The organism is Occallatibacter sp., from assembly GCF_049802275.1.
GTDB lineage: Bacteria > Acidobacteriota > Terriglobia > Terriglobales > Acidobacteriaceae > Telmatobacter.
Genome location: NZ_JBARMD010000402.1, coordinates 1 through 25,162, shown reverse-complemented (window position 1 = coordinate 25,162; position 25,162 = coordinate 1). Strand labels below are relative to the sequence as shown.

20 protein-coding genes and 1 tRNA gene are annotated in these 25,162 nt (G+C 57.5%); 15 read left to right on the top strand and 6 right to left on the bottom strand.

What is annotated here, in order from left to right; all coding sequences use genetic code 11:
- The first annotated feature begins 474 nt into the window (after nucleotides 1-474).
- The 3 genes from WA354_RS14180 to WA354_RS14170 are packed head-to-tail and all read left to right on the top strand — an operon-like array spanning nucleotide 475 to nucleotide 4,866.
- Nucleotides 475-783: a hypothetical protein gene (locus tag WA354_RS14180; protein ID WP_472813668.1), complete on the top strand. Its 309-nt coding sequence runs from the start codon at nucleotides 475-477 to the stop codon at nucleotides 781-783.
- A gap of 26 nt (nucleotides 784-809) precedes the next feature.
- Nucleotides 810-3,761 (top strand): ligand-binding sensor domain-containing protein, encoded by a 2,952-nt coding sequence (locus WA354_RS14175; protein ID WP_472813667.1) that lies wholly within the window; start codon nucleotides 810-812, stop codon nucleotides 3,759-3,761.
- Between the two features lie 19 nt (nucleotides 3,762-3,780).
- The gene (locus WA354_RS14170) at nucleotides 3,781-4,866 is read left to right on the top strand and encodes a glycoside hydrolase family 16 protein (protein WP_472813666.1); all 1,086 of its coding nucleotides are present in this window, start codon (nucleotides 3,781-3,783) and stop codon (nucleotides 4,864-4,866) included.
- 65 nt (nucleotides 4,867-4,931) lie between these two features.
- Here the strand turns inward: WA354_RS14170 and WA354_RS14165 are convergent, their stop codons facing one another.
- The 4 genes from WA354_RS14165 to WA354_RS14150 all read right to left on the bottom strand — a co-directional run bounded on the left by WA354_RS14165 (nucleotide 4,932) and on the right by WA354_RS14150 (nucleotide 11,172).
- Nucleotides 4,932-5,258 (bottom strand): hypothetical protein, encoded by a 327-nt coding sequence (locus tag WA354_RS14165; RefSeq protein WP_472813665.1) that lies wholly within the window; start codon nucleotides 5,256-5,258, stop codon nucleotides 4,932-4,934.
- Nucleotides 5,259-5,549: 291 nt separating this feature from the next.
- Complete coding sequence (locus WA354_RS14160) at nucleotides 5,550-5,906, bottom strand: response regulator (RefSeq protein WP_472813664.1); 357 nt, start codon at nucleotides 5,904-5,906, stop codon at nucleotides 5,550-5,552.
- Nucleotides 5,907-6,000: 94 nt separating this feature from the next.
- Nucleotides 6,001-10,224, bottom strand: coding sequence for an Ig-like domain-containing protein (locus tag WA354_RS14155; RefSeq protein WP_472813663.1), 4,224 nt, complete (start codon nucleotides 10,222-10,224; stop codon nucleotides 6,001-6,003).
- Nucleotides 10,225-10,521: 297 nt separating this feature from the next.
- On the bottom strand, nucleotides 10,522-11,172 hold the full coding sequence (locus WA354_RS14150; RefSeq protein ID WP_472813662.1) for a response regulator: 651 nt from the start codon (nucleotides 11,170-11,172) through the stop codon (nucleotides 10,522-10,524).
- A gap of 312 nt (nucleotides 11,173-11,484) precedes the next feature.
- Here WA354_RS14150 and WA354_RS14145 point away from each other — a divergent pair, with 312 nt between their 5' ends.
- The 3 genes from WA354_RS14145 (at nucleotide 11,485) to WA354_RS14135 (ending at nucleotide 15,422) form a co-directional block, all read left to right on the top strand.
- Nucleotides 11,485-13,461 (top strand): DUF3300 domain-containing protein, encoded by a 1,977-nt coding sequence (locus WA354_RS14145; RefSeq protein ID WP_472813661.1) that lies wholly within the window; start codon nucleotides 11,485-11,487, stop codon nucleotides 13,459-13,461.
- Nucleotides 13,462-13,531: 70 nt separating this feature from the next.
- Nucleotides 13,532-14,299, top strand: coding sequence for an ion channel (locus WA354_RS14140; protein ID WP_472813660.1), 768 nt, complete (start codon nucleotides 13,532-13,534; stop codon nucleotides 14,297-14,299).
- Between the two features lie 52 nt (nucleotides 14,300-14,351).
- Complete coding sequence (locus tag WA354_RS14135; protein WP_472813659.1) at nucleotides 14,352-15,422, top strand: FUSC family protein; 1,071 nt, start codon at nucleotides 14,352-14,354, stop codon at nucleotides 15,420-15,422.
- Nucleotides 15,423-15,880: 458 nt separating this feature from the next.
- Here the strand turns inward: WA354_RS14135 and WA354_RS14130 are convergent, their stop codons facing one another.
- Nucleotides 15,881-16,408: a hypothetical protein gene (locus tag WA354_RS14130; protein ID WP_472813658.1), complete on the bottom strand. Its 528-nt coding sequence runs from the start codon at nucleotides 16,406-16,408 to the stop codon at nucleotides 15,881-15,883.
- 564 nt (nucleotides 16,409-16,972) lie between these two features.
- On the opposite strand from WA354_RS14130, the gene WA354_RS14125 reads away from it, so the two are divergent.
- Both WA354_RS14125 and WA354_RS14120 read left to right on the top strand, forming a co-directional pair.
- Nucleotides 16,973-17,425 (top strand): helix-turn-helix domain-containing protein, encoded by a 453-nt coding sequence (locus tag WA354_RS14125; RefSeq protein WP_472813657.1) that lies wholly within the window; start codon nucleotides 16,973-16,975, stop codon nucleotides 17,423-17,425.
- 80 nt (nucleotides 17,426-17,505) lie between these two features.
- Nucleotides 17,506-18,717 (top strand): tyrosine-type recombinase/integrase, encoded by a 1,212-nt coding sequence (locus WA354_RS14120; protein ID WP_472813656.1) that lies wholly within the window; start codon nucleotides 17,506-17,508, stop codon nucleotides 18,715-18,717.
- A 14-nt stretch (nucleotides 18,718-18,731) separates the two neighbouring features.
- On the opposite strand, the gene WA354_RS14115 is transcribed toward WA354_RS14120, so the two are convergent.
- Nucleotides 18,732-18,808 (bottom strand) — tRNA-Val (locus WA354_RS14115).
- 201 nt (nucleotides 18,809-19,009) lie between these two features.
- Between WA354_RS14115 and pgsA the strand changes: the two genes are divergently transcribed.
- From pgsA to WA354_RS14080, 7 genes are all read left to right on the top strand, one after another.
- Nucleotides 19,010-19,603: a CDP-diacylglycerol--glycerol-3-phosphate 3-phosphatidyltransferase gene (gene pgsA, locus WA354_RS14110; protein WP_472813655.1), complete on the top strand. Its 594-nt coding sequence runs from the start codon at nucleotides 19,010-19,012 to the stop codon at nucleotides 19,601-19,603.
- 796 nt (nucleotides 19,604-20,399) lie between these two features.
- Nucleotides 20,400-20,855 (top strand): RrF2 family transcriptional regulator, encoded by a 456-nt coding sequence (locus WA354_RS14105; protein ID WP_472813654.1) that lies wholly within the window; start codon nucleotides 20,400-20,402, stop codon nucleotides 20,853-20,855.
- Between the two features lie 48 nt (nucleotides 20,856-20,903).
- Complete coding sequence (locus WA354_RS14100) at nucleotides 20,904-22,157, top strand: IscS subfamily cysteine desulfurase (protein WP_472813653.1); 1,254 nt, start codon at nucleotides 20,904-20,906, stop codon at nucleotides 22,155-22,157.
- Between the two features lie 120 nt (nucleotides 22,158-22,277).
- Nucleotides 22,278-22,697 carry a Fe-S cluster assembly scaffold IscU gene (iscU, locus tag WA354_RS14095; protein WP_472813652.1) on the top strand — a complete coding sequence of 140 codons (420 nt, stop codon included), beginning with the start codon at nucleotides 22,278-22,280 and terminating at the stop codon, nucleotides 22,695-22,697.
- A 27-nt stretch (nucleotides 22,698-22,724) separates the two neighbouring features.
- Nucleotides 22,725-23,141, top strand: a complete 417-nt coding sequence (locus WA354_RS14090) for a HesB/IscA family protein (protein ID WP_472813651.1) — start codon at nucleotides 22,725-22,727, stop codon at nucleotides 23,139-23,141.
- A 21-nt stretch (nucleotides 23,142-23,162) separates the two neighbouring features.
- Complete coding sequence (gene hscB, locus WA354_RS14085) at nucleotides 23,163-23,864, top strand: Fe-S protein assembly co-chaperone HscB (RefSeq protein WP_472813650.1); 702 nt, start codon at nucleotides 23,163-23,165, stop codon at nucleotides 23,862-23,864.
- A gap of 7 nt (nucleotides 23,865-23,871) precedes the next feature.
- Nucleotides 23,872-25,162 (top strand): Hsp70 family protein (locus tag WA354_RS14080; RefSeq protein ID WP_472813649.1); only part of this gene is annotated, 1,291 nt, incomplete at its 3' end.

The following is a 25,162-nucleotide window of genomic DNA, read 5'->3' as shown; positions in this document are numbered from 1 at the left end:
GTTGTCCGCGCTGCGGAGCCAACATGCTCATCGGGCCCAACCTCACCGCGCAACAACTGGCGTTTCGATGCGACCTTCCCGACATTTCCTGATTCCAACCGCATCCAGGGCTCGCGAAGATGTGATCGCACGTCTCCGCCCACCTGTGTCTTCAGTGCGAAGTTGCGACCTTATAGCCCATTCCTTGGCTTGCCTGCAACTCGCGAAATTACCCGCATGTGAGGATCTATCTCCCTTGTTGCCGTATCCAAGCCGGGTCTTCCAGCCTCTTCGCCGCCACTGCCACCGCCTTCCTTCTAGTCCCCTTATCGAAAATGCCTCGGAGCATCTCTCGTACACCAACCATCCTGCCCCGAGCCATTTCCGATCAAGGCTAATGACTTTTCGTCCAAGTGGAAAGTCCTCGACTGGAAATCGGTGAACCTAACCCGTTTTACTAATGCGAGAGCGTGCGTGGTGCTCTGCGGAGTAGCAATGCTTTTGAGCGCGGCTGTGAGCTATTTCTCATGTCTTTCCGGCGGCCAGCCGCGGGTATCGCAACTGAGGAGCGTGATATTGCCTGCTGCAGGCCGCGATGCGAAGCAGCTGAGGGGCGCGATTTACTTCATGAGCAAACCTCTTCATAATGTATTGGTCACTTTCGCTATTGTTAACCTCGAAAGCGGCGCGTCGCCGTCATGGGTGCAAGATCACATCACCGGCCATTCCCCCGACGAAGCAACGACCCTTGTCTGGCGCGACTGTATGTTGGCTGCAGCCTCCGCCTTTCCTTCCCGCGCATAGTCGCGCATTCCATCTTCCGAAGCTGGTTGACAGCCGTCACCTTCCTGCTGCCGTTTGCGCCCTTTAGCGCCGCGAGCGTCACGCAGTATCACTTCGATGTGTGGACGGCAGAGAACGGCCTGCCTCAGAACATCGTCAGAGGGATTGCCCAGTCTCCTGACGGCTATCTCTGGATCGCTACTCTCGACGGCCTGGCACGATTTGACGGTGTGCGTTTCACGGTCTTCAACAAGAGCAACACGCCGCAGATCGTCTCGAACCGCTTTAATTCAATGGTTGCGAATCACAACGGGGACCTGTGGCTCATGAGTGAGGGCGGTACGTTGACGCGCTTTCATCTTGGCTCGTTCCACACCTTGGGGGCAGAAGACGGGCTGCCGAAGAACAGTGTGAGGGCGATCACGGGGGATGGGTCTGAGAATCTGTGGGTTCTTGCGGAGGAATCGATCCTGCAGTGGAACGAAAAAAGCGAGCAACTCGTCAACATAACGCCGTCAAATCTCAAGATCCATTTCGAACCGCTTCTCTGGGACAATGCCGGATTCTGGGGGTGGGACGACTCGGGCATTCATCTGTTCGTTCGGGGCCATTTCGTCACCTATCCACTGCCGGCAGGGCTGCCTGGCCGCTCGATCTGGCTCGCCGCGGTCGACGAGGAGGGGGCCGTGTGGCTGGAGCAGTTCGACGGAGCCCAGTTTGTCATTCCACCGGGGCAGCGCGAGGCAAGACGGGCAAACTCCGGGCACCAGCCACATTACTCCTACACGGATGCAAACAGGCACATCTGGACACTGCACATGGAGCCGCGCCTTTCCCGGATTCTCGACGTTGAATCATCGGGAGAAGGAGCGAGCATCCCGTTCGGATGTTTCTTCGAGGATCGTGAGGGCAACTTCTGGATCGGGACAGAGGGTAAGGGACTCTACCGGCTACGTGAGCAGTCGATTCACGTCTACGGAAAGGCGCAGGGAATCGTCGACAGCAACATTTATCCGGTCTTCGAGGACCTCAGGGGCGCGGTGTGGCTTGGTGCGGGGCAATCGGGACTTTTTCGTATCGTGGATGGCAAGCTCACGCATTTCACTACCGCAGACGGCCTGCCCGGCACACGCGTAACCTCTCTCACCGAGGATCGCGACGGAAGATTGTGGGTTGCCACACGAACCGGTCTGGCGATCCTGGACCACGGCCATTTTCGAAATCCGGCGGGAATTGTTGTTCCCAGGCTCGGGACGGTGCAAGCTCTGTTGCAGGACCGCGGAGGAACCATGTGGATCGGCACATCGAACGGGTTGGTGCCCTACAGGGACGGTCCCAGCAAGACGCTAACTGTTGAGGACGGCTTGGCCACCAACGATGTGCGAGTCATTGTCGAGAGCCGCTCGGGAGATATCTGGATCGGTGGCTATGGCGGGCTGACTCGTCTTCGCGACGGACAGTTCACACGGTGGACCGAGCGCGACGGACTTCCGAGCAATAATGTCAGGGCGATCCACGAGGATGGAGACGGCACGATCTGGATCGGCACATACGACGGAGGACTCGGACGCTTCAGAGACGGCAAATTCACGCGATATCGCGAGCGCGACGGCCTGTTCAACAACGGTGTCTTTCAGATTCTCGACGATGGGCGCGGCAACTTCTGGATGAGTTCAAACAGAGGCATCTATCGAGTGAGCAAAGCGGAGCTGAATGCTTTTGCAGATGGAAAGCTGGCCACCATCGCGTCGGTTGCCTACGGGAAGTCCGACGGCATGTTGAATGAGGAGTGCAATGGAGGTATGTGGCCTGCCGGCGTCAGAACGCGCGACGGGAAACTCTGGTTCCCGACACAGGACGGTGTCGCCATCGTCGATCCCCTGGCTGTGCAGATCAATCCGCAGCCTCCGCCGGTGGTGATTGAAGCGGCGTTTGTTGATCAGGCGCCCGTCAGACTCGACAGCATGGTGAAGGTGCCGCCCGGGAGGGAGAACCTGGAGATGGAGTACACGGCCCTAAGTTTCATCCATTCTGACCAGATCCGCTTTCGCTACACTTTGGAAGGGCTGGACTCAAGCTGGATTGACGCCGGCACTCGCCGCACGGCGTATTACTCGCATCTGCCTCCGGGGAGGTATCAATTTCATGTGATCGCCCGCAACAGCGACGGGGTCTGGAATATGGAAGGGCGATCAATCGCAGTCGAGATCCTGGCCCCTTTCTATCGAACGTGGTGGTTCGAACTCATTGTTATCTGCGTAGCGGCTGGTTTGATCCTGATGGCGGTGCGTTATCGCATCAGGCAGCTGCAACGTCAACAGGCCTTGCAGAAGGCATTCTCACAACAACTCATCGCATCGCAGGAAAGCGAGCGCCAGCGCATCGCGGCCGAATTGCACGACAGTCTCGGCCAGCGCCTGGTGGTGATCAACAATCTGGCTCTGTTCTCGATGCGGGCGCATGAAAAATCTGGTGCTGTGGAAGACGACTTGAGTGCCCTGAAAGAGATCAGCGAAGAGACTTCTCTGGCAATTCAGGAAACCCGCGAGATCTCCTATAACCTGCGCCCGTTTCAGCTTGATCGACTCGGGCTGACGAAGGCAATCGCCGGGATCCTGAGATCGGTAACGACTGCCTCCGGTCTCCAGATTACGTCGGAGTTGGATAACATCGACGATGCATTCCCCGAAGAACTGCGCATCAACTTCTACAGAATCGTGCAGGAAGCGGTGAACAATATCATGAAACACTCGCAGGCCACAGAAGTGTTGGTGAAGATCGCCCGCACGACGGAATGGCTGACTCTGACCATCCGCGATAACGGGGTCGGATTCACGCCGGGGACTCGCCCGTCAAAAGGCGGAAAGAGCGGCTTCGGTTTGACAGGAATGGAGGAACGCTCGCATTTGTTGGGAGGCGAACTTCGCGTCACCTCAGGGCCGGGCGCCGGCACAGTTTTGACTATGGAGATCCCGCTGAAAGTCAGTTCCGGTGTCTGAAAGAGATTGAGTATTTGTCATGAATCATCTCCCCCTTTTGCCTCATTCCGGAAATCGAGCAGCCGCCAGCGTGCTGGTCGCCGTCATCGTGCTGACCGGTTGCCATTTGCCGGTCGGATCGGCCAGGCCGTCAATCGAAGTGACGAAGATTCCGGTCTCCAGCATAGGTGGTCCGGACCAGATGGACGAAATTGCTGGTCGGGCTCCGAATGCATTGCCCAGCCAGCAGATTGTTCTCTACGCGCATAGCGGTGCCTGGTGGATTCAGCCTTTCGCCAACCAGCCATATACCAGGATCCAACCTGACTCGACCTGGAAAAACTTCACTCACATGGGCACGGAATATGCTGTGCTCCTCGTTGACCCTGGATACAACCCGGCGTTGAAGATTACCGCGCTTCCCTCGGAAGGAAACGGCGTTGTTGCGATCGCCGTCGTTAACGGAAAGGCTGGAGTACCTGCTGCGGCCAAGGTGATCCGCTTCAGTGGCTATGACTGGAACGTCCGGGCCGCGGAGAGCGATCACGGCGGCGAGCCAAACGCTTACGATCCGGCCGACGCATGGACAGATGCGAAGGGCTATCTGCATCTGCGCATGCAGCAGCGCGGCGGACACTGGACCTGCGCAGAGGTGAGCCTGAATCGGAGCCTGGGTTATGGCACATACAGATTTGTTGTGCAGGACAGCGCGCACCTCGGCCCTTCGGCGGTGCTCGGATTCTTCACCTGGGACGACGCTCGCCTGGAGGGCTTTCACAACGAATTCGACATCGAACTGAGCCGCTGGGGCGATGCCAAGTCGAGGAATGCCCAGTATGTTGTTCAGCCTTTCTATACCCCCGAGAACTTCTATCGCTTTACTACCCCCGCGGGCCCGGTGACCTATCAGGTTCAATGGCGACGCGGAGCCATTTCCTTCGAGACCTTTGCCGGTACGTCAATTGATCCGAAGGCGAAGCCGATCAGTCAGCACCAGTTCACTTCGGGCCTTCCCACTCCGGCAAGCGAGACGATGCACATGGATCTCTACGACTTCCATCATGCGGAAAACCCTTCTCAAGTTCCGGCCGAGGTTGTGATAGAGAAGTTCGCTTTCTCGCCTTAGAACCGGTCTCATAAACCAAGATCCGCGACTCGCATGGCGTATGAACCCAAGCCTGTTGGCCGGTCTCACAGTTCGCCATGTTGCCCACTCGACATGAGGACACGAAACGTTCGGGGGCGCAGCACGAAGAACCGACGCGCGGCCTCATCTCGCCAACACCGATAGGGAGCCGTGATCTCCAGTGCCCTGTAAAGACCGATGCCGGCATTGATTACGATTCCATCCAACGAACCGGTAGCAAGAGCAAAGACCAAGCCACTCATTCCTGTGGATCGGCAGGCGGATACCTGAATGCTGTGCGCCCAACGGCTGAGCGCAGACCACCATGTCGCCCGCGGCGGGTGAAAGGCCGAGCGAATCTCGGCGCGGAGTTCGAATTGGCTCGTCCGCATTTGTGACTCCTTTGGAGTATGTTCTTGAAATCGCGCGCAGCATCATTGACGGTGGCGAGGCCAAACTCCTTGAGTTCGAGGTGGCCATGACTCGTACTTGCAGCAGATTGCTGATTGAGGTAAGACATTTCCATCTCTCTCAAAGCAGCTTCCTTTTCGACTTCTTTCGGGTGCTTCATCGTGCAAACAGCAGTGGCGCAGATCTTGCAGGATTTTGAGCCGCACGATCCCGCCCAGTTGCAGCGCAGGTACGAGGCTGTCGCTGCACCAAAGATCGATCGTGTGGATCGGCTATTTTTGTTCGATCGCAGAGCGTATCAGCTCAGCGAGGCGGGTTAGATTTTGTTTGACTATGTAACCGAAAGCGCCGGCCTCAGTTGCCAGGGATCGAAGCTCGTCTTCGTCGTAGTCTGTCACGATGACGACCCTCGCAAGCGAGTCGTGCTTTTTGATTTGCCGGGTTGCCGTCAAGCCATCCATCAATGGCATACGAACATCCATCAAAACAATGTCGGGCCGCTGTTCAATATAGGCAGCCAGGGCGTGCGCTCCGTCGCTGCATTCCACAACTGCAGCTCCTATCTCGGCAATAACGCGCTTCAACAAGCGGCGAACACCTGCGTTGTCGTCCACGATTAGAATCGTCATCTGTTCCAGTCATCTTTGCATTTGATCAAGGCTCTTCTGCCACGCGGCGCGAAGAGTTGAGGGTACGGCGATCTCTCGCCGCACCCGGTTTGAGTTACTGGATGTTCAGGGTAAGCGGGATGCTCTTCGTCACCGTGTCCGTGCTCGCGCTTACCAGGATGGTTTGCGGCCCCGAAGGCAGCGTAGGCTGAGTAACCTGCTTTGAACCACCGCCGCAGCCGGTAAGCAAGCCAGCGGAAGAGACCGCCAACACAATCAGGCAAAGCAGCGCCTGGATGCGATGAGCTCCCTTGCGGATGCGACCGAGCAGAAGCAGCGAGACCGGCAGGATCAGCAGCCCGGTGATACCCCTGAACCACGGCATGCTGGCCGCATTCGTCGGAGCAGTCGCGGTGACCGTGAGCGATGTCGTAGCGGTTCCTCCTGTCGTGATGGCAGGAGTCGCCGGGTTGAAGTTGCAGCTCATCCCCACTGGCAGACCCGAACAGGTGAAGGCTACATTTCCGGAAAGACCTGAGAGCGAGCCAACCTTTATGGTGACCGCGGGAGAGGTCGATCCGTAGGCAATGTTCACGCTCTGGGCTGAGAGCGACAGCGTCATATTCGGCCCATCGGTCGCATACACCGTCAACGTGGTAATCGCGGAGTTGGAGGCGTCACTATTGCCATTCGAGATGTAGTACGCGCCCAGCGAATGTGTTCCAACGCCGAGACCTGTTGCCGTATAGCTGGTGTTACCGGTCGCATCCAGGGTTCCCGTTCCGAGAATGGTCGAACCGTCGCGGAACTGAACGGTGCCGGTTGGAACCGGCCCGCCGGAAACCTGGGGGACCACCGTTGCCTGCATAGCCACACTTTGGTCTGCATACGCGGTGGTGGGAGCTTGCAGCGTAGTTATGGTGTTCAGCGGTGATGGTGAAGGAGAGCCAACTCCGCTCCCCGGGGCTGAACCATCCGGATAGAAGGCGGCGACGATATTGCTGTTCTGGTGACCGGTGAACTCCCCAAGGTTGTGCGCCAAGTCGGCGAAGGCCGATTTCCCGTTCAGCGGCAGCTGCATTGGGCCGCCCTGGGCGACAAACTGGTCAAAGGAGAAGTTGAGCGCACTAGGCCCACCGGTGAACAGCGTTGTGGCAAGCTGGCTGGACATCCAGGGAGCGTAGGTGTCAGAGGCGCCTACGTTCTGGAAGGGCTCTGCAAGCATATACCAGTCGACAAACCATTCCACACTGGCGTAGTTCGGGAACGGGGGGCCGCTATAACCGCCATAGGTGGGATACCAGACGGCGGAATTGGCAGGTGCGGGATCCCATTGGGTATAGAACGGATTGCCTCCATCGCCGCCCTTGGAGGCGTTGTATGCCATGTTGGGATTGACACCTTCGTTCGTGAGGCCCAGGCACATGGGCCACATCTGGACCTGAAAGAATTGGGGGATCAGCGAGAGATAGAGGCTCCGCTGCTCTGCCTGGTTCATCACGGTGATGGAAGCGTTCTGCAACACCTGGTTGGGGAAGAAGAAGGCTGTATTGTTCGGATCTACAACCTTGGGTCCGAGTGTGTTGAGTTTGCCCCAGTCGCCCGTTATGCCGTCGGCAACGGTATCAAACCCAGCGAGCATCTGACCCTGCAGGCCACTGTTGGCCAGGTCGCCGATGGTGGTGAAGAGTTGCAGGTCCTGGCTGGGTAAACCAGAACTGGTGGAATTGGGAGGCGTAATGCCACCGCCCACCGTTCCCGACAGGCCGAACAGGTCGGCGACTACGTTCAGTCCCTTATCCAGATATGGAGCGGTCTCGGGGCTCACAAGGCCATCGGTGGGGACCGTGGTCGCAAGAGTCAAGAAGCTGCCCACCATGTTGACGATGTTCCAGGGGCTGACGGTGGCAGGTGTGGCTGAAATGGTCGGCTGGTTGACGCTGGCCATCACCTCCGATGCCGCACCCAGCAGGGCGAGGGCCGTATTGGCGTTGCCGGCGACCGTGATGTCCTTCATGTTGGTTGAACCATCCACCAGAAAGAGCAACACGTTGGTCAGGTCGACGATCTCGTTGTGCATCTGCGTCTGAACCGCGCTGAAGTCGCCTGTTGTGAAGGTCAGCGTGGTCTGGTCAGTGGGGGAAACCCAGGTGCAGAGCGGCTTACCCGAGGCCGGATCGGTTGTGATTGATTTGCAGGGAATGTTCCAGTTCCCGCTGAAGCCCTGTGCGCCGGGCCAAATGGCGTTTAACGGATCAAAGGTGTGAATGTCGATGTAAGTATTGAGCGAACCGGTGAAGAAGTAGTGGATGTCATAAGCGTAGGGAGCCGAGACACCCGGCTGACCGGCCTGGCCCGGCACATAATAGGCGTTCAGCAGGTACCAGCTCAGGTAGGCGTAGGCGTTCTCCTGGCCCTGAAGGCTTGAGGCGCCGGGCAGGATGGGAGCGGTGAACTCGGGCCACGACACGGGTTGCTGCGCATTGACCAGGTCCATCGAGAAGTCGGCGCTGTCCGCGGTAGCCTTTTCCTGTTTGGTGTTGCCTGGCTGGAAGAACCCCTGCAGATTGCGCGTAAGCACCCCGTGGACATACCCGGTCTGCCCCTGGTTGGAGAAGACGCTGCTCGATAGCACCGAGTGCCCGCTCAGCGAATTACCAATTCCCAAGGCTGTGACGTAAGCGAACGTGGCGTCAGCATCGCCGAGATAGAGAGTCGGCTTGTCAGGTGCGCCGAGAGCGTTCAACGCGGCGGCGAACTCCATATAGCCGTTATCAGCCCAGGTACCACCGTTGAAGTTGGAGTTCTCGTTGTTGTTGGCCATATCCCAGGGCTGCGCCGGAGCGTTCCCGGAATTGGAGATGCTTCTCGAAGCAAGCGAGGGAGTTCCCATGCTGACGAGGAAAGCGAGCTCATTCGGATTCATGTTGTTCAGCGCCGTTGAGAGAGCCTGGAGGTTGACTTTGCGAGCCGTAGACGTCACGCCCGGGCCGGTGGGGTAGAAGGTGCCGCAGCTGGTGATGTCGGTCTCCTTCTGGGCATCGTTCGCGGCCACACCGCAGTTGGGAGAAATCGTGTAGTAATCGAGGTTGTCGCGCTCGAGGATGAGCAGCCAGTAGCCCCCGGATGAGTTGGGTGGCGGGGTAAAGACCACCTTGCCCGGATAGCTGAATTCGGTATATCGGGAGAGGGGCTTCACGTTGAGGAGGGTCACCGTGCTGAGGCCGCCACGATTGGTGGAGTGAGGATCGACGATGTACTCATAAGCGTCCGAGGGCTGGAAGTTGTAGTTGCCGTTGGCGTCTTCGGCAAACGTTCCATTCGCAGACGCGTTGTATGGGCCCATATTGGTGCTGAAGTAGTTCTCGAAGGCTGACCCAGCCTGGGCGCCACCCACGCCGATCGTCATATACTGCACCGGGTAATACGGGTTGGTCTGGAGCGTCGAACTCCAGTTCACGCCGCCGATCGCCGAGGTATCGAGATTGGCGACAGCAGCATTGTTGTAAGTGGTGCCGACGATGACAATCTGGTCGGAGGTCAGGGTTTTGAGATAGGCGGTGAGATTGCTCGAATCGCCCGAATGGCCAAGGCATCTCGCCGCGCCGCTCACCTCCTGCAGAGTCTGGCGATCAAGCACCACCACCACGTAAGGAGTGTCGAAGGCGCAAGGTGTGTCATTCGCGCTGGGAAGCTGCTCGTTGCCAACAGCGATCCAGGGCGTATTGCCGTTCCAGCCGCCGGGCGTCAGGGTCTTCACCGCGACGGCGGGAGGAGTGAAGAAGGTGTCGCCGATGCCATTGCTGGGCGCAACGGCGTTGGGCCGTGCCGTTGACGAGACCGCAGCGCGGAGCGCGTTGCCAGACTGCGAGGACGATCCAGCGAAGCGCAGCCGTGAGCTGGCCATTGTGCCGTCTTCCTTCTTCACCGTAGCGAACAATACGTTCTTGCCGGCGCGTACGCCATCGGCATCAGAAAGGGAGCCGGTGGCGCAAACGTATCCGGAAGTGGCGCACTCCGTAGCCGTGAAGCGCGAACTAACGTCCTTCCCATTGAGAACAGCCCTGAGAGTGTCCACCTGGGTTCCGGCTGGGAAGGTAAGGCTGATGGTCTTGCCTTCAGACTCAGCGGCGCCGAGCAGACCGGAAGGCGTGCTGATCAGCACATGGTTGGCCGGGAGCGACGCGAACCCGGTCTTGTTGGACGCAACTGGCGCGAATGCTACTGCCGGTTTCGCAGTGGTCTTGACCGGCTTGGCGGCAGACTGTGCGTACCCTGAATAGAGATGGCCGGCGAGCATCGCGCCGGCCACCAGGTTCAAGATCCTCGTCAACTTCATGAGATTCACCTTTCCATTTCTGCTTGCGCACGAGCGTCGAAGCATTGAATGATGGCGGGCTGGAGTGCGCGAAAAGCGGGAACCCAGCCGACGACATCTCGGAGTGTAGGAAAGATGAATTGGCAAGAGAATAGAGGTCGCTACACGAAGACCCGTGTGGTGCTACACGGCAGAGGGATGAGAGTTACAAAGTCGGAGACGATGGGAGCCCACTGGCAGCTCGACATAGAACAACGCAGAAGCTGTGACGTGCCAGAAGGAGAGTTATATAGCTTCGCTGGATCGAGATAAAGCAAGTCAGAGTCCCGCTTTGTTCTGCAGAGCAAAACGAAGCAGTGCGTTAGCCCCCTCGATCTCGAGCTTCCGGCAGATATTCGTGCGGTGATTTTCCACCGTCCGGTAGTGGATCGAAAGGTCCTCGCCGATTTCCTTGCTGGACTTGCCTTCGGCGATCAGTTGGAGGATCTTTCGTTCTGTCGGAGTGAGGTTGCTGGCCGGAGTTCCTTTCAAAACGACAGGAGAAGCGGATTTGCTCCTGACCAGCTTCGCAGTCATCGCCGGACTAATGTACATTTGCCCCGCAACCACAGCTCGAATGCAGGCAATGATCTCCTGCGTCGCGCTATCTTTCAGCAGATATCCCCGGCAGCGCAGTTCGATGGCGGCGCGGAACATATCTTCATGGGTATGCAGAGTGAGAAAAACAATGTTGGTCTCGATGCCCTGCCTGGCAAGCTCGCGTGCGACACCGAGCCCGTCCATCTTGGGCATGTCGATATCAAGCACTGCGACATCCGGGAGCAGCTGAGCGATCATCGCCAGCGCCGACTCTCCGTCTCCGGATTCCCCGACCACCTTCAAGGACGGTTTTTCTTCGATGGCCGCTCGTAATCCCTTTCGCACGATGGCGTGATCGTCCGCGACAAAGACTCTGACTTCATTGTTCACGGCTGGTGCCTCCCCAAGGCCGACTTGTGATCAATGTACCGCGATGCAAATCGGCGTGCACCTCAATTCGTTGCTTCTCAGCTTTTCTACCCCGCCAGGCAGCTCCGTCTGCGCGCCCCGGGTGGAACGTTGCGCGTTGGTATGTAGAACCACACGGGCGTTTGTGTAGCTCCCTCTATCGCTTTGGGGGAAGATCTCCTCTACTCTCGGGCTTGTTGGTACCGCTTTCATCGATATCGGCAACAAGTATCTTGTCGTCGCCACGCGGAAGGCAGGCAACCAACCTGTCTTGTAACGAAATAGGAGGATGTTATGAAAAAAATGAAGGCGGTCCTGAACCTGGCTATCTTTGCTCTGCTGTTCCTGGGTCTCGGCATTTTGGCACTGGCAGACCAGCCGCCGGACAATGTGCAGGGGGACTGGACGATTTACTCCACCAGCATCAAGGACGGCCAAACGGTGGTGAAGCATGTGCAAATTGCGCAATACGGTAACCGCATCACAGGATACTTCGAAGGTCCTAATCAGTCTGGTCCGATTCAAGGACGAGTGAATGCGCATCACATCGTGTTCAGCACCGTAACGCGAACCGTCCTCACATTCCGCGGGCAGATCTATGGCGATAACATGACGGGTTTGTATGGCATTCACGGTCAGCACGCGCCATGGCAGGCGGTTCGTCCCGCCACGGCTGCGGTTGCAGCTCCGCCTGCTACGGGGGTTGTTGTCGCATCTCAACCCGTGATAGTGCCCCCGGTGACGCCTGCACCTCAACCTGTTGCGCAGGCGACAACGGACTCTGCCGCGACGGGCGGTTACCAACCCGCCAGCAGCAGTTCCGCATCCGCTTCTGCGCCGCTGTCGTCTGATCAACTCGATGCCCTGGTTGCTCCCATCGCGCTCTACCCCGATGCGCTGGTCGCGCAGGTGCTCGCCGCTGCAACGAATCCGGACCAGGTCGCATACGCCGATGATTGGCTGGCGCAGAACAGGAATCTGACGGGCGCTGCGCTCGCGCAAGTCGTAGATCAGCAATCTTGGGATCCCAGCGTCAAGGCTTTGACGCAGTTTCCTTCGGTGCTGGATAACCTGGCGCATAACCTCTCGTGGACATCGAGCCTCGGGGAGGCATTCGCCAATCAACAAGGGGACGTGATGGCCGCCGTGCAAGTGATGCGCGCAAAGGCGCAGGCAGCTGGGACGCTGCAGTCCACTTCGCAGATTACGGTCACTCAGCCTGCGCCGAACAACATCGTGATTCAGCCGGCGAGTCCGCAAGTCGTCTACGTTCCACAGTACAACCCGACTGTGGTTTACGGCGCGCCCGTGGTGGTGCCCTTCTACGTGCCTCCGCCGCTGCCATTCGCTTCGGTCGGTCTGTACTTCGGATCTGGTGTCACGATTGGCGGTTCGTACGGCTGGGGCGGAGGCTTCGGCTGGGGCTGGCACGCCTGGAATGTGAACTGGGGCTGTTGCGGTGGTGGTGGTTCGACAACCATCATTTACAACCACAACACCTACATCAACAACCGCATATCGAACAACGGCTATCACCCCTGGGCGGGCGGCGCAGCCGGATCGCAAAATCATGCGTGGTATGGCGCCAACGGCACGTTTCACCCCGACGGTAACTACAAGCCGGGCGAAGATACGCACTACGGCCCGAACGGCGGCTATCACCCCAATGGGTATTTCGGCCCTGACGGCGGATGGCACCCTGACAAAGGCACCGGCCCCAACAACACGCCGAACGGCGGGAACAACGGCAATCATGGATTGATTGGCGGCAACGGCGGCACAGAGCACGCGAGTGCCGACTCCAACGGCGGCGCGGCTATGAATGGCGGTCGCGGGTCCTACAGCAATAACGGCACCTTTCATCCCGATCCTGGTTATAAGCCGGGCGAAGACACGCACTACGGTCCGAACGGCGGTTATCACCCAAATGAGTATTTCGGTCCTAACGGCGGCCTTCATCCGGATAAGGGCACGGGGCCGGGCAATACGCCTAACGGTGGAAGTAACGGCGACCACGGATTAATTGGCGGCAATGGCGGAGTGCAGCGTAACCAGCAAAGCGGCAGTCAGTCCCTTGGGCAGAATCGCAGCGACAACAACGGTATCGGCGCCGAGCAGAACCGCTCTCGCAACAGCGGTGATAGTATGGCCAACCACGCCGAAAGCAACCGCGGCCGCTCCAGCATGGGTGGGCATCAGCGCGTGCCCCGGCAACACGTACAACGCGCACCCGCTCAGCACCACTCCGGTGGAGGCGGACGCCGTCGCTAAAGGCCCAAAGTCCAAATCGAAAGAGCATATACGAAAAGAGAGACAGATCAGAACCTGAAGGAGATTAAAAATGGCTGTTTCTGATCTCAAGCGAGAGGATTTTATGTTCGGTAGAGGCAATCGCAGGACAACAACTCAAGAGCGTTCTCGAACGAGTCGCCATTTCCAGATGAGTGAGTTCTGGTCTGGCGACCTCGGGCTCACTCTAGTGACGATTTCCCTGGTCATGCTTGTCTTTGTCGTTACGCCGCTCCGCGAAGCGGGCCTTCCCGGACGACTCGTCTTCGATCTCGCGATCGTCTCTCTAATGGTCTTCGGAGCCATCGCTGTTGAGGAGAACCTTCTTGCAAAACTCTCTGTCATAACGTTCGCTTTAATTACAGCGGGCTTCTTGGGTGTGGCGCGATTCCATCCGACGCCGCTGCTCCACCAAGTCGGTAGCGTTCTATCCACAATTACTTTGCTTCTCTATGTTCATATTGTGCTGGTGGTTATGTTTCGGGCCGGACCGGTGCGCTGGAGTCGCATCCAGGGCGGCGTTAGTGCGTATCTGCTTTTGGGGATGGCTTGGGCTTCCGTTTATCAAGTGGTTGAACAATTCCGTCCCGGCTCTTTTCGTTTCGTGACCGCTCCGGCAGATTTTGATCAGCTTATCTCGAAGCTGACTTACTTCAGTTTTTGCACTCTAACGACCGTCGGCGGCGAGGTCACGCCGGTTTCTCCCATCGCCCGCTCGCTCACCATCGCCGAAGCGATGACCGGGCAACTGTTCCCCGCGTTGCTGATCGGCGCGCTCGTAGCTATGGCCATGCGGTCACGCGACAGGATTCTGACTTAGCAAATTCAAAGCGCGAGTGCGGATGAGATCGATCGTTTGGCAGGAGGGAATTTTGGCAATCGCATCAGAGTGGCTCGACCGTGTCGATCCCGGCACGCAGCGCCGCATAAAAGGTCTGCGCCTGATCACTACCTATGGAATCGCAGCAATGCTCGGCACTCTGCTCGGCGGTTCCCATGGCTCATTGAGCGGCACGCTACTGGGGTCTCTCGCAGGTGGTTTTGCGCTGTGGGCGAGTGTCTTTGAAGGTCAATCGACCAGAGCATCTTCCAGTCGCGACCTCGCTCTAATGTGCGTCGCAGCAGTCGCCGGCGCTGCCACTATGATCGGTTTCTCGCCCATACTCGATCGTACTGGCTGGCCCGGCGCCGAACTAACGCTTGTCACCGGCGCTTTCCTCGTCGGATATTTGAAGCGTTACGGAATTCTCGGCGCGGGCATCGGCTCGCAGATTTATATAGGGCAGCTTCTAGCCTACGGTGCTGGCCTGAAACGCGCGGATCTGCCGACGGTGGCGGTCGCAGGTGTTATTGCAGCAGTCGCGGCGATCCTCCCACGCGTGCTGAGCGGACCGGCGGAACATCCGGTCCTCGCCCAGCCACTCGACTCTATTATCGCGGCAAATGGAGGCGCATCTCGCGAACTTCGCATGGGCCTGCAAGCTGCTATCGCAGCCCTCGCTATCGTTTTGTTGAATCATTTGGTTCGCCTCGAAGAGTCTGCCTGGGCGATCACCGCTTGCACTTACGTGATCGCGGGCACTACCTTCGGCACCATCGATCGCGTTCGCCGCCGCATCATCGGTACCGTGATAGGTGTTCCGCTCGGTCTCGGATGCCTTCCTATAGCGTTGCACGCGCCTATTGTGGCCTGGGCGTTGGCTGCTCTTGCAATGATCATTTACGCCATGGCGCTTCCCGAACGGTACGACATTGCCTGCGGCGCCTACGCGTTTACTCTCATTCTGACGCTCGCGGTAAGCGGAGAGAGTTCCGCTTTCGTTCTAGCTTCGCGAGCGTGGGAAACGCTGATAGGAGGCGCGTTTGGGCTCGCCACTGCCTTGCTGATCCTGCCACTTGGCAATCCCGCCCGCAAGCAAGCAATCCGGATTGCACGAGACTGACGCCAGTGTAGTCCGCTGACCCACGGGACTTGCCATTTAGGGCCCCAATCCGTGGACGCAAGGTCGGATTGCAACGTTCATGACCTAGCACTCGTCGACTGCTGATTATCCTCGGAATGTCGACCTGTTCGCAAATCCAGTCCACCCGGCCGTATAACGGCTAGTCGGAAAGGTGGTTGCTACCGGTCGACTCGTAGTTGCGCTCCCACAGAGCGCAACCATCGCTAATGCAGGTTGTTTGAAGTGTGGCCAGGGCCGTGAGGCCATCCGGCCCGGCTCAATCGCAGCGTCCGAGAGGGCATTGTCATGCAGCATCTGGTCGTAGGGCCAAACTCCCGCGCTAGATCAATCCTTATACCGTTCCAAAAGGCCCGGAACGCCTATTGGGCAGTGATCTAGGGGCAGGCGTCCAAAGACACTGCTCAATGTTAGAGCTCATCGCTCGCGAAGCGTGTTGCTCATCGCGGCTCAGTTGCAGCACGGTTCTTTGAGCTCCTTCGCGGCTTCTTTTCTGAGAGGTCTCTGTCGAAGAAGGAGAGCTGGAATTGTCCGTGGAGGATGCGATTCGCTCTTTGGAGGTGGGAGGTTACTTCCTTCACTCGGCGGATTCGGCCAGCGTGATCGATTCCATTCCAGAGGCGTCGACCTGCAGCCTCCATGATTCTGCTGAGAACCCGGCAGCCAAGGGCGGTCGGAACGAGCTTTCTCACCCGGCGGTCGTCGTCATGCTTTGAAGCCTTGACGAGTCCACTCCTTACCAGCAGAGTGCAAGCTCGGCTCGTTTCGTAGTCCTCCAGACCGGTTTCGCTCCGAAGCCACTGCTCGGAATACTTGCCACCCGGGTCCTTTGCCCTTTCGACTGCACGCTGCAGAGCATAGAACGAAAGGAAGCTCATGCCCTCACGGCGAAGTTCGGGCTGGGTGAGCACCAGGAAGAAGTTTCCGGAGCAAGCCATTGCCCGTGTCACTCGTTCTTCTCGTGTCATGGAATTACCTGCAAACTTGCGAGGATTATAGACCTCTCGAATTACACGTTAAATCTAAAGTCCTTAATTCGATAGCTCACCCTTAGGCGGTACTGGGGCAGCGCGATTCGAGCGAGAATGGCCTCAATCCTGTGGTTCCAAAACCTAACCCCACCATCTTATGAGGAGTACACGCAGAACAAAATGCTTCTCCGTCGAGTGCGAGGCCATGAGGAGGACTGGCGCCATGGCTTTGGCAAGTAGTGAAGCCTGTGGGATGGTTATCGCAGGACACCGGCGCTGGCCTTTTGCTGTGGCGGTTTCGGGAGTCCTTTGCGAGGCTCAGGTCTCGAGTACTAGAGAAATGTCGAGGACGATGCTCGGCCTAGCTGAAAGGAAGGAAGAATGACGAATAGAACTTTATGTGCGGGGACATTTCTACCACCTTGATTAGCGGTTAATCGGAAGTTCGTCCGTAACGTTTTTGGTCTGGTCTCGCGCAGGAAAGGCGATCTTTTATGGTGCCCTCCTTCCGCGGGGCGGACTACGCGCTCACGCGGCCGGTGCCCCCGGCCCCCCAGGAGAATGGAGTTGCAACAGAAAGTTCGATCCAGTAGTTATTTGACTGCAGAAGCCGCCGGGATGTCCCGCCCCCTGCCCCAGAACAATCAACTTGCCGACGGTGGAAGAGCAGCTAATCTTTCGCAAGGTCGGAAGCAACGCACCCCATCTCAGAACGACTCCGCCCCATTTATACCGACTGCTAGCAGCGGCCGTCAGAATCACCCGCAACAAGACGAACACAACCGGAACTCTCCGTCCTTTGCACCCCAACAAAGAAGGAACCGGAGGATCCTGACGCCTCTCCAGGCTGCCGAGTTCCTTGGTTTCGACGACAAGACCATCACTCGTTGGGCTAGGCAAGACTATTTGCCCGCGCACCCGACGGGTCAAGGAAAAAAGAAGTACTGGCGTTTTTTCGAGGACGAGCTTATCGATTGGCTGAATGGCCAGACGAATGGAGCGGTTGCCGCATGAACTCTCCACAGTTGATTTTGGACGGAGAGAATGTAAACTCCTCGTCAGCCATCAGTGCGCTTGCAAAGGAGAAGATCCGTATGCAGGCGCAACGTTATCAGCGGGGTTCCCTAACTATTTTGAAGCGCAAGAGCCAACCCGATGTGTGGGCATTCCGGTACTACGCGGAGGAGAAAGGACAGCGTGTCTATAAGCGGAAGATTATTGGCACGGTGCTCGAATTCCCGAAACGCAGGGACGCGGAGAAGGCAATCGCGCAGCTCAGGGTAGAGGTAAACGAGGGAGCGCAGTGCGCTCCCCTCAACATCGAGCAGCTTGTCGCTCATTACAAGAAGGAGGAATTGCAGCGGCCTGGCAAGGCCTACTCAACGATCCAGAGCTACACTGACTTCCTTGACAACCGCGTCGTCCCGAAGTGGGGCGGGTGCTCACTATCCGCCATCAAGAGCATTGAGGTTGAGAAGTGGCTTGCCGGCATCAAGAGGAAGGACGGGCGACCAGCGAGTCGTGCGACGAAGGCGAAGATCCGCAACGTCATGTCGGCGCTTTATACTCACGCGATTCGATACGGCTTTGTGTTCAACAACCCCATCACCGCGGTACGGACATCCGCCAAGAGGCTCCGCGATCCGGACATCCTTGGGCCGGCGGAGTTCCAGGCTCTGATAGAAAAGCTTCCTATGCGGGAACGAGTGATGGTTCTCCTCGATGCAAGCACCGGTTTGCGCAGGGGAGAGCTCATGGCTCTTCGTTGGCAGGACGTCGACTTCAAAGCGCTGGCCATCAACGTGACGCGTTCAATCTGGCGCAACGTTATTGGTCCCACCAAGACCGAGGCATCCCGCAAACCTGTCCCTCTTCATCCGATCGTTGGGGAGGAGTTGAAGAAGTGGAAGGCTGAATCGATGTACCAGTCCGATTCAGATTTCCTGTTCCCTTCCATTCAGAAAAATGGCGCGCAGCCACTTCAACCGGACATGGTCCTTAAACATCACATTCGTCCGGTACTCAGAGAGCTGGGAGTGAACAAGACAATTGGGTGGCACTCATTCCGGCACAGCCTCGGCACGATGCTCCGCCAGTTGAAGATCGATGTGAAGGTTGCGCAAGAAACGCTGCGGCATGCGAATCCGGTGGTCACCATGGGGCTCTATCAGCAGGCCATCAAAGAGGAGACGCGAGAGGCGCAGGATATGGCGCTGAGGTGTTTTTTGGGCTTGCCCCAAGCGCCAGCACCCTCGGGAACCCTCGACGGGGACCAGAAAGAAGAGGTCTCGTCTGTAGGTTGTTGATTTTTAAGGGAAAGTGGTAGGCACGACTGGATTCGAACCAGCGACCTCTTCCGTGTCAAGGAAGCGCTCTAACCAACTGAGCTACGCGCCTGTAAAGCGACAGAGATTAGTCTATCAGCATCAGAGCAGCGGGAAAAGCAGGGCTGTTGCAGCAACTCGTCGATGCTGTACCATTTATCTCGGTCAAATTTATGGCCGCAACTGCAAGGCCCATCGGGGCTTATCTTCTAATCGGAGAGGTTCAGGCGGCCCCAGCAGGGCAAGACGTGACAGGTCGAGAAACCGCGAATCGATGACTGAGGCCCCCACCACACGACAGAACCCGCTGCGCAATGCGCCCAATCTGCTTACAGTCTTGCGCATCTGTTTGGCGCCATTTTTGGTGGCTGCCATTCTTCAAAACCGGTTCGGTCTCAGCTTTACACTCTTCATCGCTGCAGGATTGACCGATGCTCTCGATGGGGTGTTGGCGCGCGTACTCAAGCAGCGAACCATGTTGGGTGAATACCTCGATCCGGTCGCCGATAAGCTCCTACTGAGCACCTTGTTCCTGGTTCTTATGTACAAGGGATTGATGCCGACCACCGTTACGATATTGGTTTTCGGTCGCGATGTAGGCATCTTGCTGGTAGCGGCCATCCTCTACGCCGTGGCGGGACGCCGGGAATTTGGTCCGAGTATCTTCGGCAAGGCGAATACGGTTGCCCAGGTGACGGCCGTTGCGGTTGTTCTGTTGCATCAGCTGACGTCGGCAAAGTGGGTCGTTATCCTGCGGCTGGTGTCACTCGACGCGACCGTTGGACTTACGGTGGCTTCGGGTCTCCACTATGCCTGGATTGCATCGCACCGCAGCAGCACACAGAGCACTGGGCCAGGCGCCAAATGAAGCGGACGGGAAGGCTATACTAAACCCTTTAGATTGCTCATCTAAGTAGTTCTGGGTATGCCAGGGCTTGCCCGCTTATCAGAGGCCTCATTCGTCCTCTTTCTCTTCTTCATTCTCGGCGGATTCTTCAATTGCCATATCGTGAAATTCTTCTGAATCGAAGACATCGCCACATTCGAGACATTCAACGTACTCGGTGTCTTCGTGCCGGGAGACAATTCGAACCTTGGGGTGTTTGCAGGCGGTAACCATCGTATTGGGCAGGGTTGAATTACAAAACTCTTGCCGCAGATTGTAGCGAGCTTTTCGACAATTTCAAACGGCATTTTGGTGAATCTTTGGCTCGCTAGCAAACGGGAAGGGTATCGGGTGGTTGATGAGTGGCCATGGGAATCCCCTCTGACTCTTGCGCAAAGCGCTCGACCATGGGGCCGCGCTCTTAGTTGAACTGCGCGCGGCCGAATCTGAGATGCCCCAGGGGCAAGGAGAAGCATCGGAAGTCCGCACACGCAGGGTACCGAAATGATCTGCGTGGACCCGCAGACACGTTTGTTCTTAGATTCAAAGGTTTAGCGTTGAATCCTGCCGGGAATGGCTCAATCGAAGCAGGAGCGGTTTAGGTTTCAAGGGGACGAATACCATTCGTCGATTGGGCTGTATTCGAGTGGGATTCCGATCACAATGTCGGCACGTCCAACGCTTGAATCGAAGACCTCCTTCGAATTGGTAGTCGGAAGAATTGAAAGGGCGACATTATTGGTCGTATACTAAATGTGGACTGAAGAAGTCGCATATTATGCTGAAGCTCACCAAAAAGGCCGATTACGGGTTGATGGCGCTCAAATACCTGGCCGAACGCCCCGATACGGCTGCCTTGAGTGCCAAGGACATTGCCGACGCGTACGGAATCCCCGCCCAGTTGCTGGCCAAGGTTCTTCAGCAACTTACCAAGTCTGGCCTGCTGAAGTCCCACGCCGGCATGAACGGGGGATATGCACTTTCGAGGCCAGCTCGATCGATTTCGGCTTACGAAGTGATTCTCGCGATCGATGGACCGTTCTTTATTACCTCGTGCACCAAGGGCGCCAAGGGATGTGACCTGACGCCGAACTGCACAATCAAGGAACCGCTTGCACGGGTGAACGATACAATTGCCGGCGTTCTGAAGAGCATCAGTATCCAGGACCTGGCCGAACATGAGCACCCGCCAGGCCACGTGCTTGAACCGAAATTGGTTTCGCTGACGATTTAGTTAACTCTCCGCGCTGAGCGGAGCCGCAACAACGATGGAGAGGTCGGGATGAGTACAGTTACGAGTCACGTTGAAGCGCCGGCAGGTGTGACGCTGCCTATCTACATGGATAACCACGCTACCAGTCCGATCGATCCGCGCGTGCTGGAAGCGATGCTGCCCTATTTCACGGCGAAGTTCGGCAACGCGGCGAGCCGCAACCATTCGTTTGGCTGGGAAGCCGAGCAGGCGGTCGAGACGGCGCGCGAGCAGATCGCGAAACTCATTGGCGCAACTGCGAAGGAAATTATCTTCACGTCGGGTGCAACCGAGTCGAACAATCTCGCCATCAAGGGCATCGCGGAGATGTATCGCGAACGCGGCAACCATATCATCACGCAGGTCACGGAACACAAAGCCGTTCTCGATACATGCAAGCGCCTGGAGAAGTACGGCTACCGCGTAACCTATCTGCCCGTGAAGGCCGATGGCCTAATCGATCTCGAAGATCTGAAGCGCGCCATCGACGACAAGACGATTCTCGTTTCGATCATGGCTGCCAACAACGAAATCGGTGTGCTGCAGCCGATTCGCGAGATCGGCAAAATCTGTCACGAGAAGAACGTGCTCTTCCATACCGATGCGGTGCAGGCTGTGGGCAAGGTTCCGGTAAACGTGATCGCGGATAACATCGACGTGCTCTCGCTTTCGGGTCACAAGATTTACGGACCCAAGGGCGTTGGCGCGCTTTATGTTCGACGCCGCAATCCTCGCGTTCAAATTGCCGCGCAGATCGATGGCGGCGGCCACGAGCGCGGCATGCGCTCTGGCACGCTCAACGTTCCCGGGATTGTAGGACTTGGTAAGGCTTGCGAGATTGCATATGCCGAAATGGATAGCGAGGCGGCGTATCTTCGAGGTCTCCGCGATCGTTTGAACGACAAGCTTCAGTCCGAGTTGGACTACATTCACGTGAACGGGTCTATGGAGCATAGATTGCCTGGCAATCTGAATGTGAGCTTCGTTTACGTCGAAGGCGAGTCATTGCTCATGGGCATCAATGATGTTGCCGTCTCGAGTGGCTCGGCCTGCACCTCGGCAACTCTTGAGCCTTCATATGTGCTAAAGGCTTTGGGCTTGGGCGACGACGTCGCGCACAGCAGCATTCGCTTCGGCCTCGGCCGCTTCAATACTCAGGCTGAAGTCGATTATGTCGCGGCGAAAGTCATTGACATTGTGAAGAAACTAAGGGAGCTTTCACCGCTTTACGAGATGGTGAAAGAGGGAATTGACCTGACCAAGATTGAGTGGCAGGCGCACTAGCTCTACGGGGCGAACTGCCTTGAGCGCCGGGTCTCAGATTGGGTGATTGATAAGCATCGGCGGGCGTGTCTGCCGAATCAAACAGAAGTACGCGGCTTCCCCGCGGGAGGAGTTCGAATCATGGCATATAGCGATAAGGTCGTAGATCACTACAACAATCCGCGTAACGTGGGCACACTGGACAAGAGTTCCGGAGATGTAGGTACGGGGCTTGTAGGCGCTCCCGAGTGCGGCGACGTAATGCGTTTGCAGATCCGCGTTAATCCAGAGACCCAGGTTATTGAAGAAGCCAAGTTCAAGACCTTTGGCTGCGGTTCGGCAATTGCGAGCTCTTCACTTGCAACGGAATGGATCAAGGGCCGCAAGGTTGAAGAGGCTCTGGAGATCAAGAACACCGACATCGTGAAGGAGCTTTCGCTTCCTCCGGTCAAGATTCACTGCTCGGTGCTGGCGGAAGATGCCATCCGTGCGGCAATCGGCGACTGGAAGAAGAAGAACGGTGTCGCCGAGAATGCGGCGGTTGCCGTCGAAGCGAAGTAAGCGCGGTTTCAAGGCAAGAAGGAAACAATGTCGAACTTTGTATCCATCGAATCGAAGCCGGCGGAGGGAGCGAGCGCAACGCCGGCGCAGCCAGAGAACAAGGCGGCTGCGTCGCAGGGACTGCAGGTCACTGATCGTGCGGTGAAGCGGATCCGCGTCGCCATGGAGAAGGAAGGCGTGTCGCCGACTGAAGGCGGATTGCGCCTTGGGGTTATGGGCGGCGGCTGCTCCGGGCTTTCGTATTCGATCAAGTTCGATTCGCGCCCCCGCGAACGTGACCGCATTTACGAGTTCGAGGGAGTGCGCGTGTTTGTCGATCCCAAGTCGTTCGTCTATTTGCACGGCATGACGCTGGACTATGAAGAGACGCTGATGCGGCAGGGCTTCAACTTCATCAATCCGAACTCCTCGCGCTCCTGCGGCTGCGGTTCATCCTTCTCATAGTCTTCCGCCTGGAGTCTTTTCATGTTGAAAGTTCTCGATTCTGCAGTACCGGTCGCGTGCTGGTCGTGCGCGGTCGCGCACAACGATGTCACGCTTTTCTGTCCGCATTGCAGCAAGATTCAGCCTCCTCCGGGAGGCGATTATTTTTCTGTCTTTGGATTGGTGCCTCAGCTCGATCTCGACCTCGGCATGCTCGAGCACCAGTTTCACAAGCTCAGCCGCAAGCTGCATCCCGATCGCTTCGCGCGGGCGCAGGAGAACGAAAAGCAGTGGAGTCTCGCCCATACCGCGCTGCTGAACGACGCCTATCGCACGCTGAAAGATCCGATCCGCCGTACGGAATATCTGCTGAAGCTGCACGGCGCTGAAATCGGCGAAGAACACGCCGGCAAGGGTCGCAAGAACCAAAACGATGTATCGCGTGTGCCGGCCGATCTGCTTGAGGAAGCGTTCGACCTGAACATGCAGCTTGAAGAGATGCGCATGGCGCGGAAGATGGGCGACACCGATCCGGAACTTCAAACCAGTCTCGAACAGGCCAAGAAGAAGTTCGACGGTTTGCTCGACGATGTTGATCGCGATCTTCGCGCGCAATGGCAAGTGTGGGATGCGGGCGATGAAAGCGCCCGGCAGGAATCGCAGAAAAAGATGGTGGGCCTGCTCGATCGCCGGCGCTACGTCAGCAATCTTGTACGCGACGTGACGGAAACACTGGGAGCCTAAGAGAATCATGGCAGAAGGACGCGTAGTTGGAATCGATCTGGGAACGACGAATTCCCTGGTCGCATATATGGAAGGCGATAAGCCGGTGGTCATTCCCGGTGTCGATGGTTCGAATCTGGTGCCGTCTGTGGTGGCTCTCGACCCCATGCCGGCCGACGGCGGCAGGCCCACAGTAACGGTGGGCAACAGCGCGCGACGGGTGCTCATCGAGACTCCGGAGCGCGTCATCTATTCCGTGAAGCGCCTCATGGGCCGCGGGCTTGAAGAAGTGCAAAGCGAACTGAAGCTGTTCCCGTTCCGGCTCGCGGACGATGTCGAGGCAGGAGAAGTGCCGCGTGTTCAACTTGGCGAGCTTCGTTTCACTCCACCTGAAATATCCGCCTACATTCTTCGGCAGTTAAAGCGCAACGCTGAGCGGTTCTTCGGATCGCCAGTTACGCAGGCCGTCATCACTGTTCCTGCATATTTCAACGACGCGCAGCGCCAGGCCACAAAGGATGCTGGTCGCATGGCGGGTCTTGAAGTGCTGCGCCTGGTGAATGAGCCCACCGCTGCAGCACTTGCGTACGGGCTCGATCGTGCTAACGTCGGAACGATTGCTGTCTACGATCTCGGCGGTGGGACTTTTGATATCTCCATTCTGAAGCTCCGCGACGGAATCTTCGAGGTACAGTCAACCAACGGCGACACGCACCTTGGCGGCGACGATATTGACAACCTGCTGCTCGCCATTGCGCTTGATGAGATTCACGCGGAGCACGGCGTGGATCTGCGCACGCACCCCAGCGCTGTGCAGGCTCTGCGCAAAGCTGCAATCGACGCCAAGATTGCGCTTTCTGCGGACGATGCGGCGCGTTTTGATATCGAACTGCCCAACGGTGATCGCTATCAGCGTGAGATTCCTCGCGACGTTTTTGAGCAGTTGATTGAGCCGGTGCTGAGTCGTACGGCTGGTCCTTGCAAACAGGCGCTTGCTGATGCTGGAATCACGCCCGAACAGATCGATGAAGTGGTGATGGTTGGTGGATCGACGCGCATTCCCGCGGTGCGCAAACTGGTTGACGATCTGTTTCATCTCGCGGCGCGCGGCAAGAAGCCGCATATTGAATTGAACCCGGATGAGGTTGTTGCGCTTGGCGCGGCCGTGCAGGCAGACATTCTTGCCGGCGCGTCGAAGACAACCGAAGAGATGCTGTTGCTGGACGTGACGCCGCTTTCGCTGGGCATTGAAGCGCTGGGTGGAACGGTTGCAAGGATCATCCAGCGCAACTCCACGATTCCCGCGTCAGCGACTGAGC

What these genes read in the sequence shown, in the direction of transcription:
- WA354_RS14180 (WP_472813668.1), top strand. Translation starts at nt 475, where the DNA reads ATGCTTTTGAGCGCGGCTGTGAGCTATTTCTCATGTCTTTCCGGCGGC.
- WA354_RS14170 (WP_472813666.1), top strand. Translation starts at nt 3,781, where the DNA reads ATGAATCATCTCCCCCTTTTGCCTCATTCCGGAAATCGAGCAGCCGCC.
- WA354_RS14165 (WP_472813665.1), bottom strand. Translation starts at nt 5,258, where the DNA reads ATGCGGACGAGCCAATTCGAACTCCGCGCCGAGATTCGCTCGGCCTTT.
- WA354_RS14160 (WP_472813664.1), bottom strand. Translation starts at nt 5,906, where the DNA reads ATGACGATTCTAATCGTGGACGACAACGCAGGTGTTCGCCGCTTGTTG.
- WA354_RS14155 (WP_472813663.1), bottom strand. Translation starts at nt 10,224, where the DNA reads ATGAAGTTGACGAGGATCTTGAACCTGGTGGCCGGCGCGATGCTCGCC.
- WA354_RS14145 (WP_472813661.1), top strand. Translation starts at nt 11,485, where the DNA reads ATGAAAAAAATGAAGGCGGTCCTGAACCTGGCTATCTTTGCTCTGCTG.
- WA354_RS14140 (WP_472813660.1), top strand. Translation starts at nt 13,532, where the DNA reads ATGGCTGTTTCTGATCTCAAGCGAGAGGATTTTATGTTCGGTAGAGGC.
- WA354_RS14130 (WP_472813658.1), bottom strand. Translation starts at nt 16,408, where the DNA reads ATGACACGAGAAGAACGAGTGACACGGGCAATGGCTTGCTCCGGAAAC.
- WA354_RS14125 (WP_472813657.1), top strand. Translation starts at nt 16,973, where the DNA reads ATGGAGTTGCAACAGAAAGTTCGATCCAGTAGTTATTTGACTGCAGAA.
- WA354_RS14120 (WP_472813656.1), top strand. Translation starts at nt 17,506, where the DNA reads ATGCAGGCGCAACGTTATCAGCGGGGTTCCCTAACTATTTTGAAGCGC.
- pgsA (WP_472813655.1), top strand. Translation starts at nt 19,010, where the DNA reads ATGACTGAGGCCCCCACCACACGACAGAACCCGCTGCGCAATGCGCCC.
- WA354_RS14105 (WP_472813654.1), top strand. Translation starts at nt 20,400, where the DNA reads ATGCTGAAGCTCACCAAAAAGGCCGATTACGGGTTGATGGCGCTCAAA.
- WA354_RS14100 (WP_472813653.1), top strand. Translation starts at nt 20,904, where the DNA reads ATGAGTACAGTTACGAGTCACGTTGAAGCGCCGGCAGGTGTGACGCTG.
- iscU (WP_472813652.1), top strand. Translation starts at nt 22,278, where the DNA reads ATGGCATATAGCGATAAGGTCGTAGATCACTACAACAATCCGCGTAAC.
- WA354_RS14090 (WP_472813651.1), top strand. Translation starts at nt 22,725, where the DNA reads ATGTCGAACTTTGTATCCATCGAATCGAAGCCGGCGGAGGGAGCGAGC.
- hscB (WP_472813650.1), top strand. Translation starts at nt 23,163, where the DNA reads ATGTTGAAAGTTCTCGATTCTGCAGTACCGGTCGCGTGCTGGTCGTGC.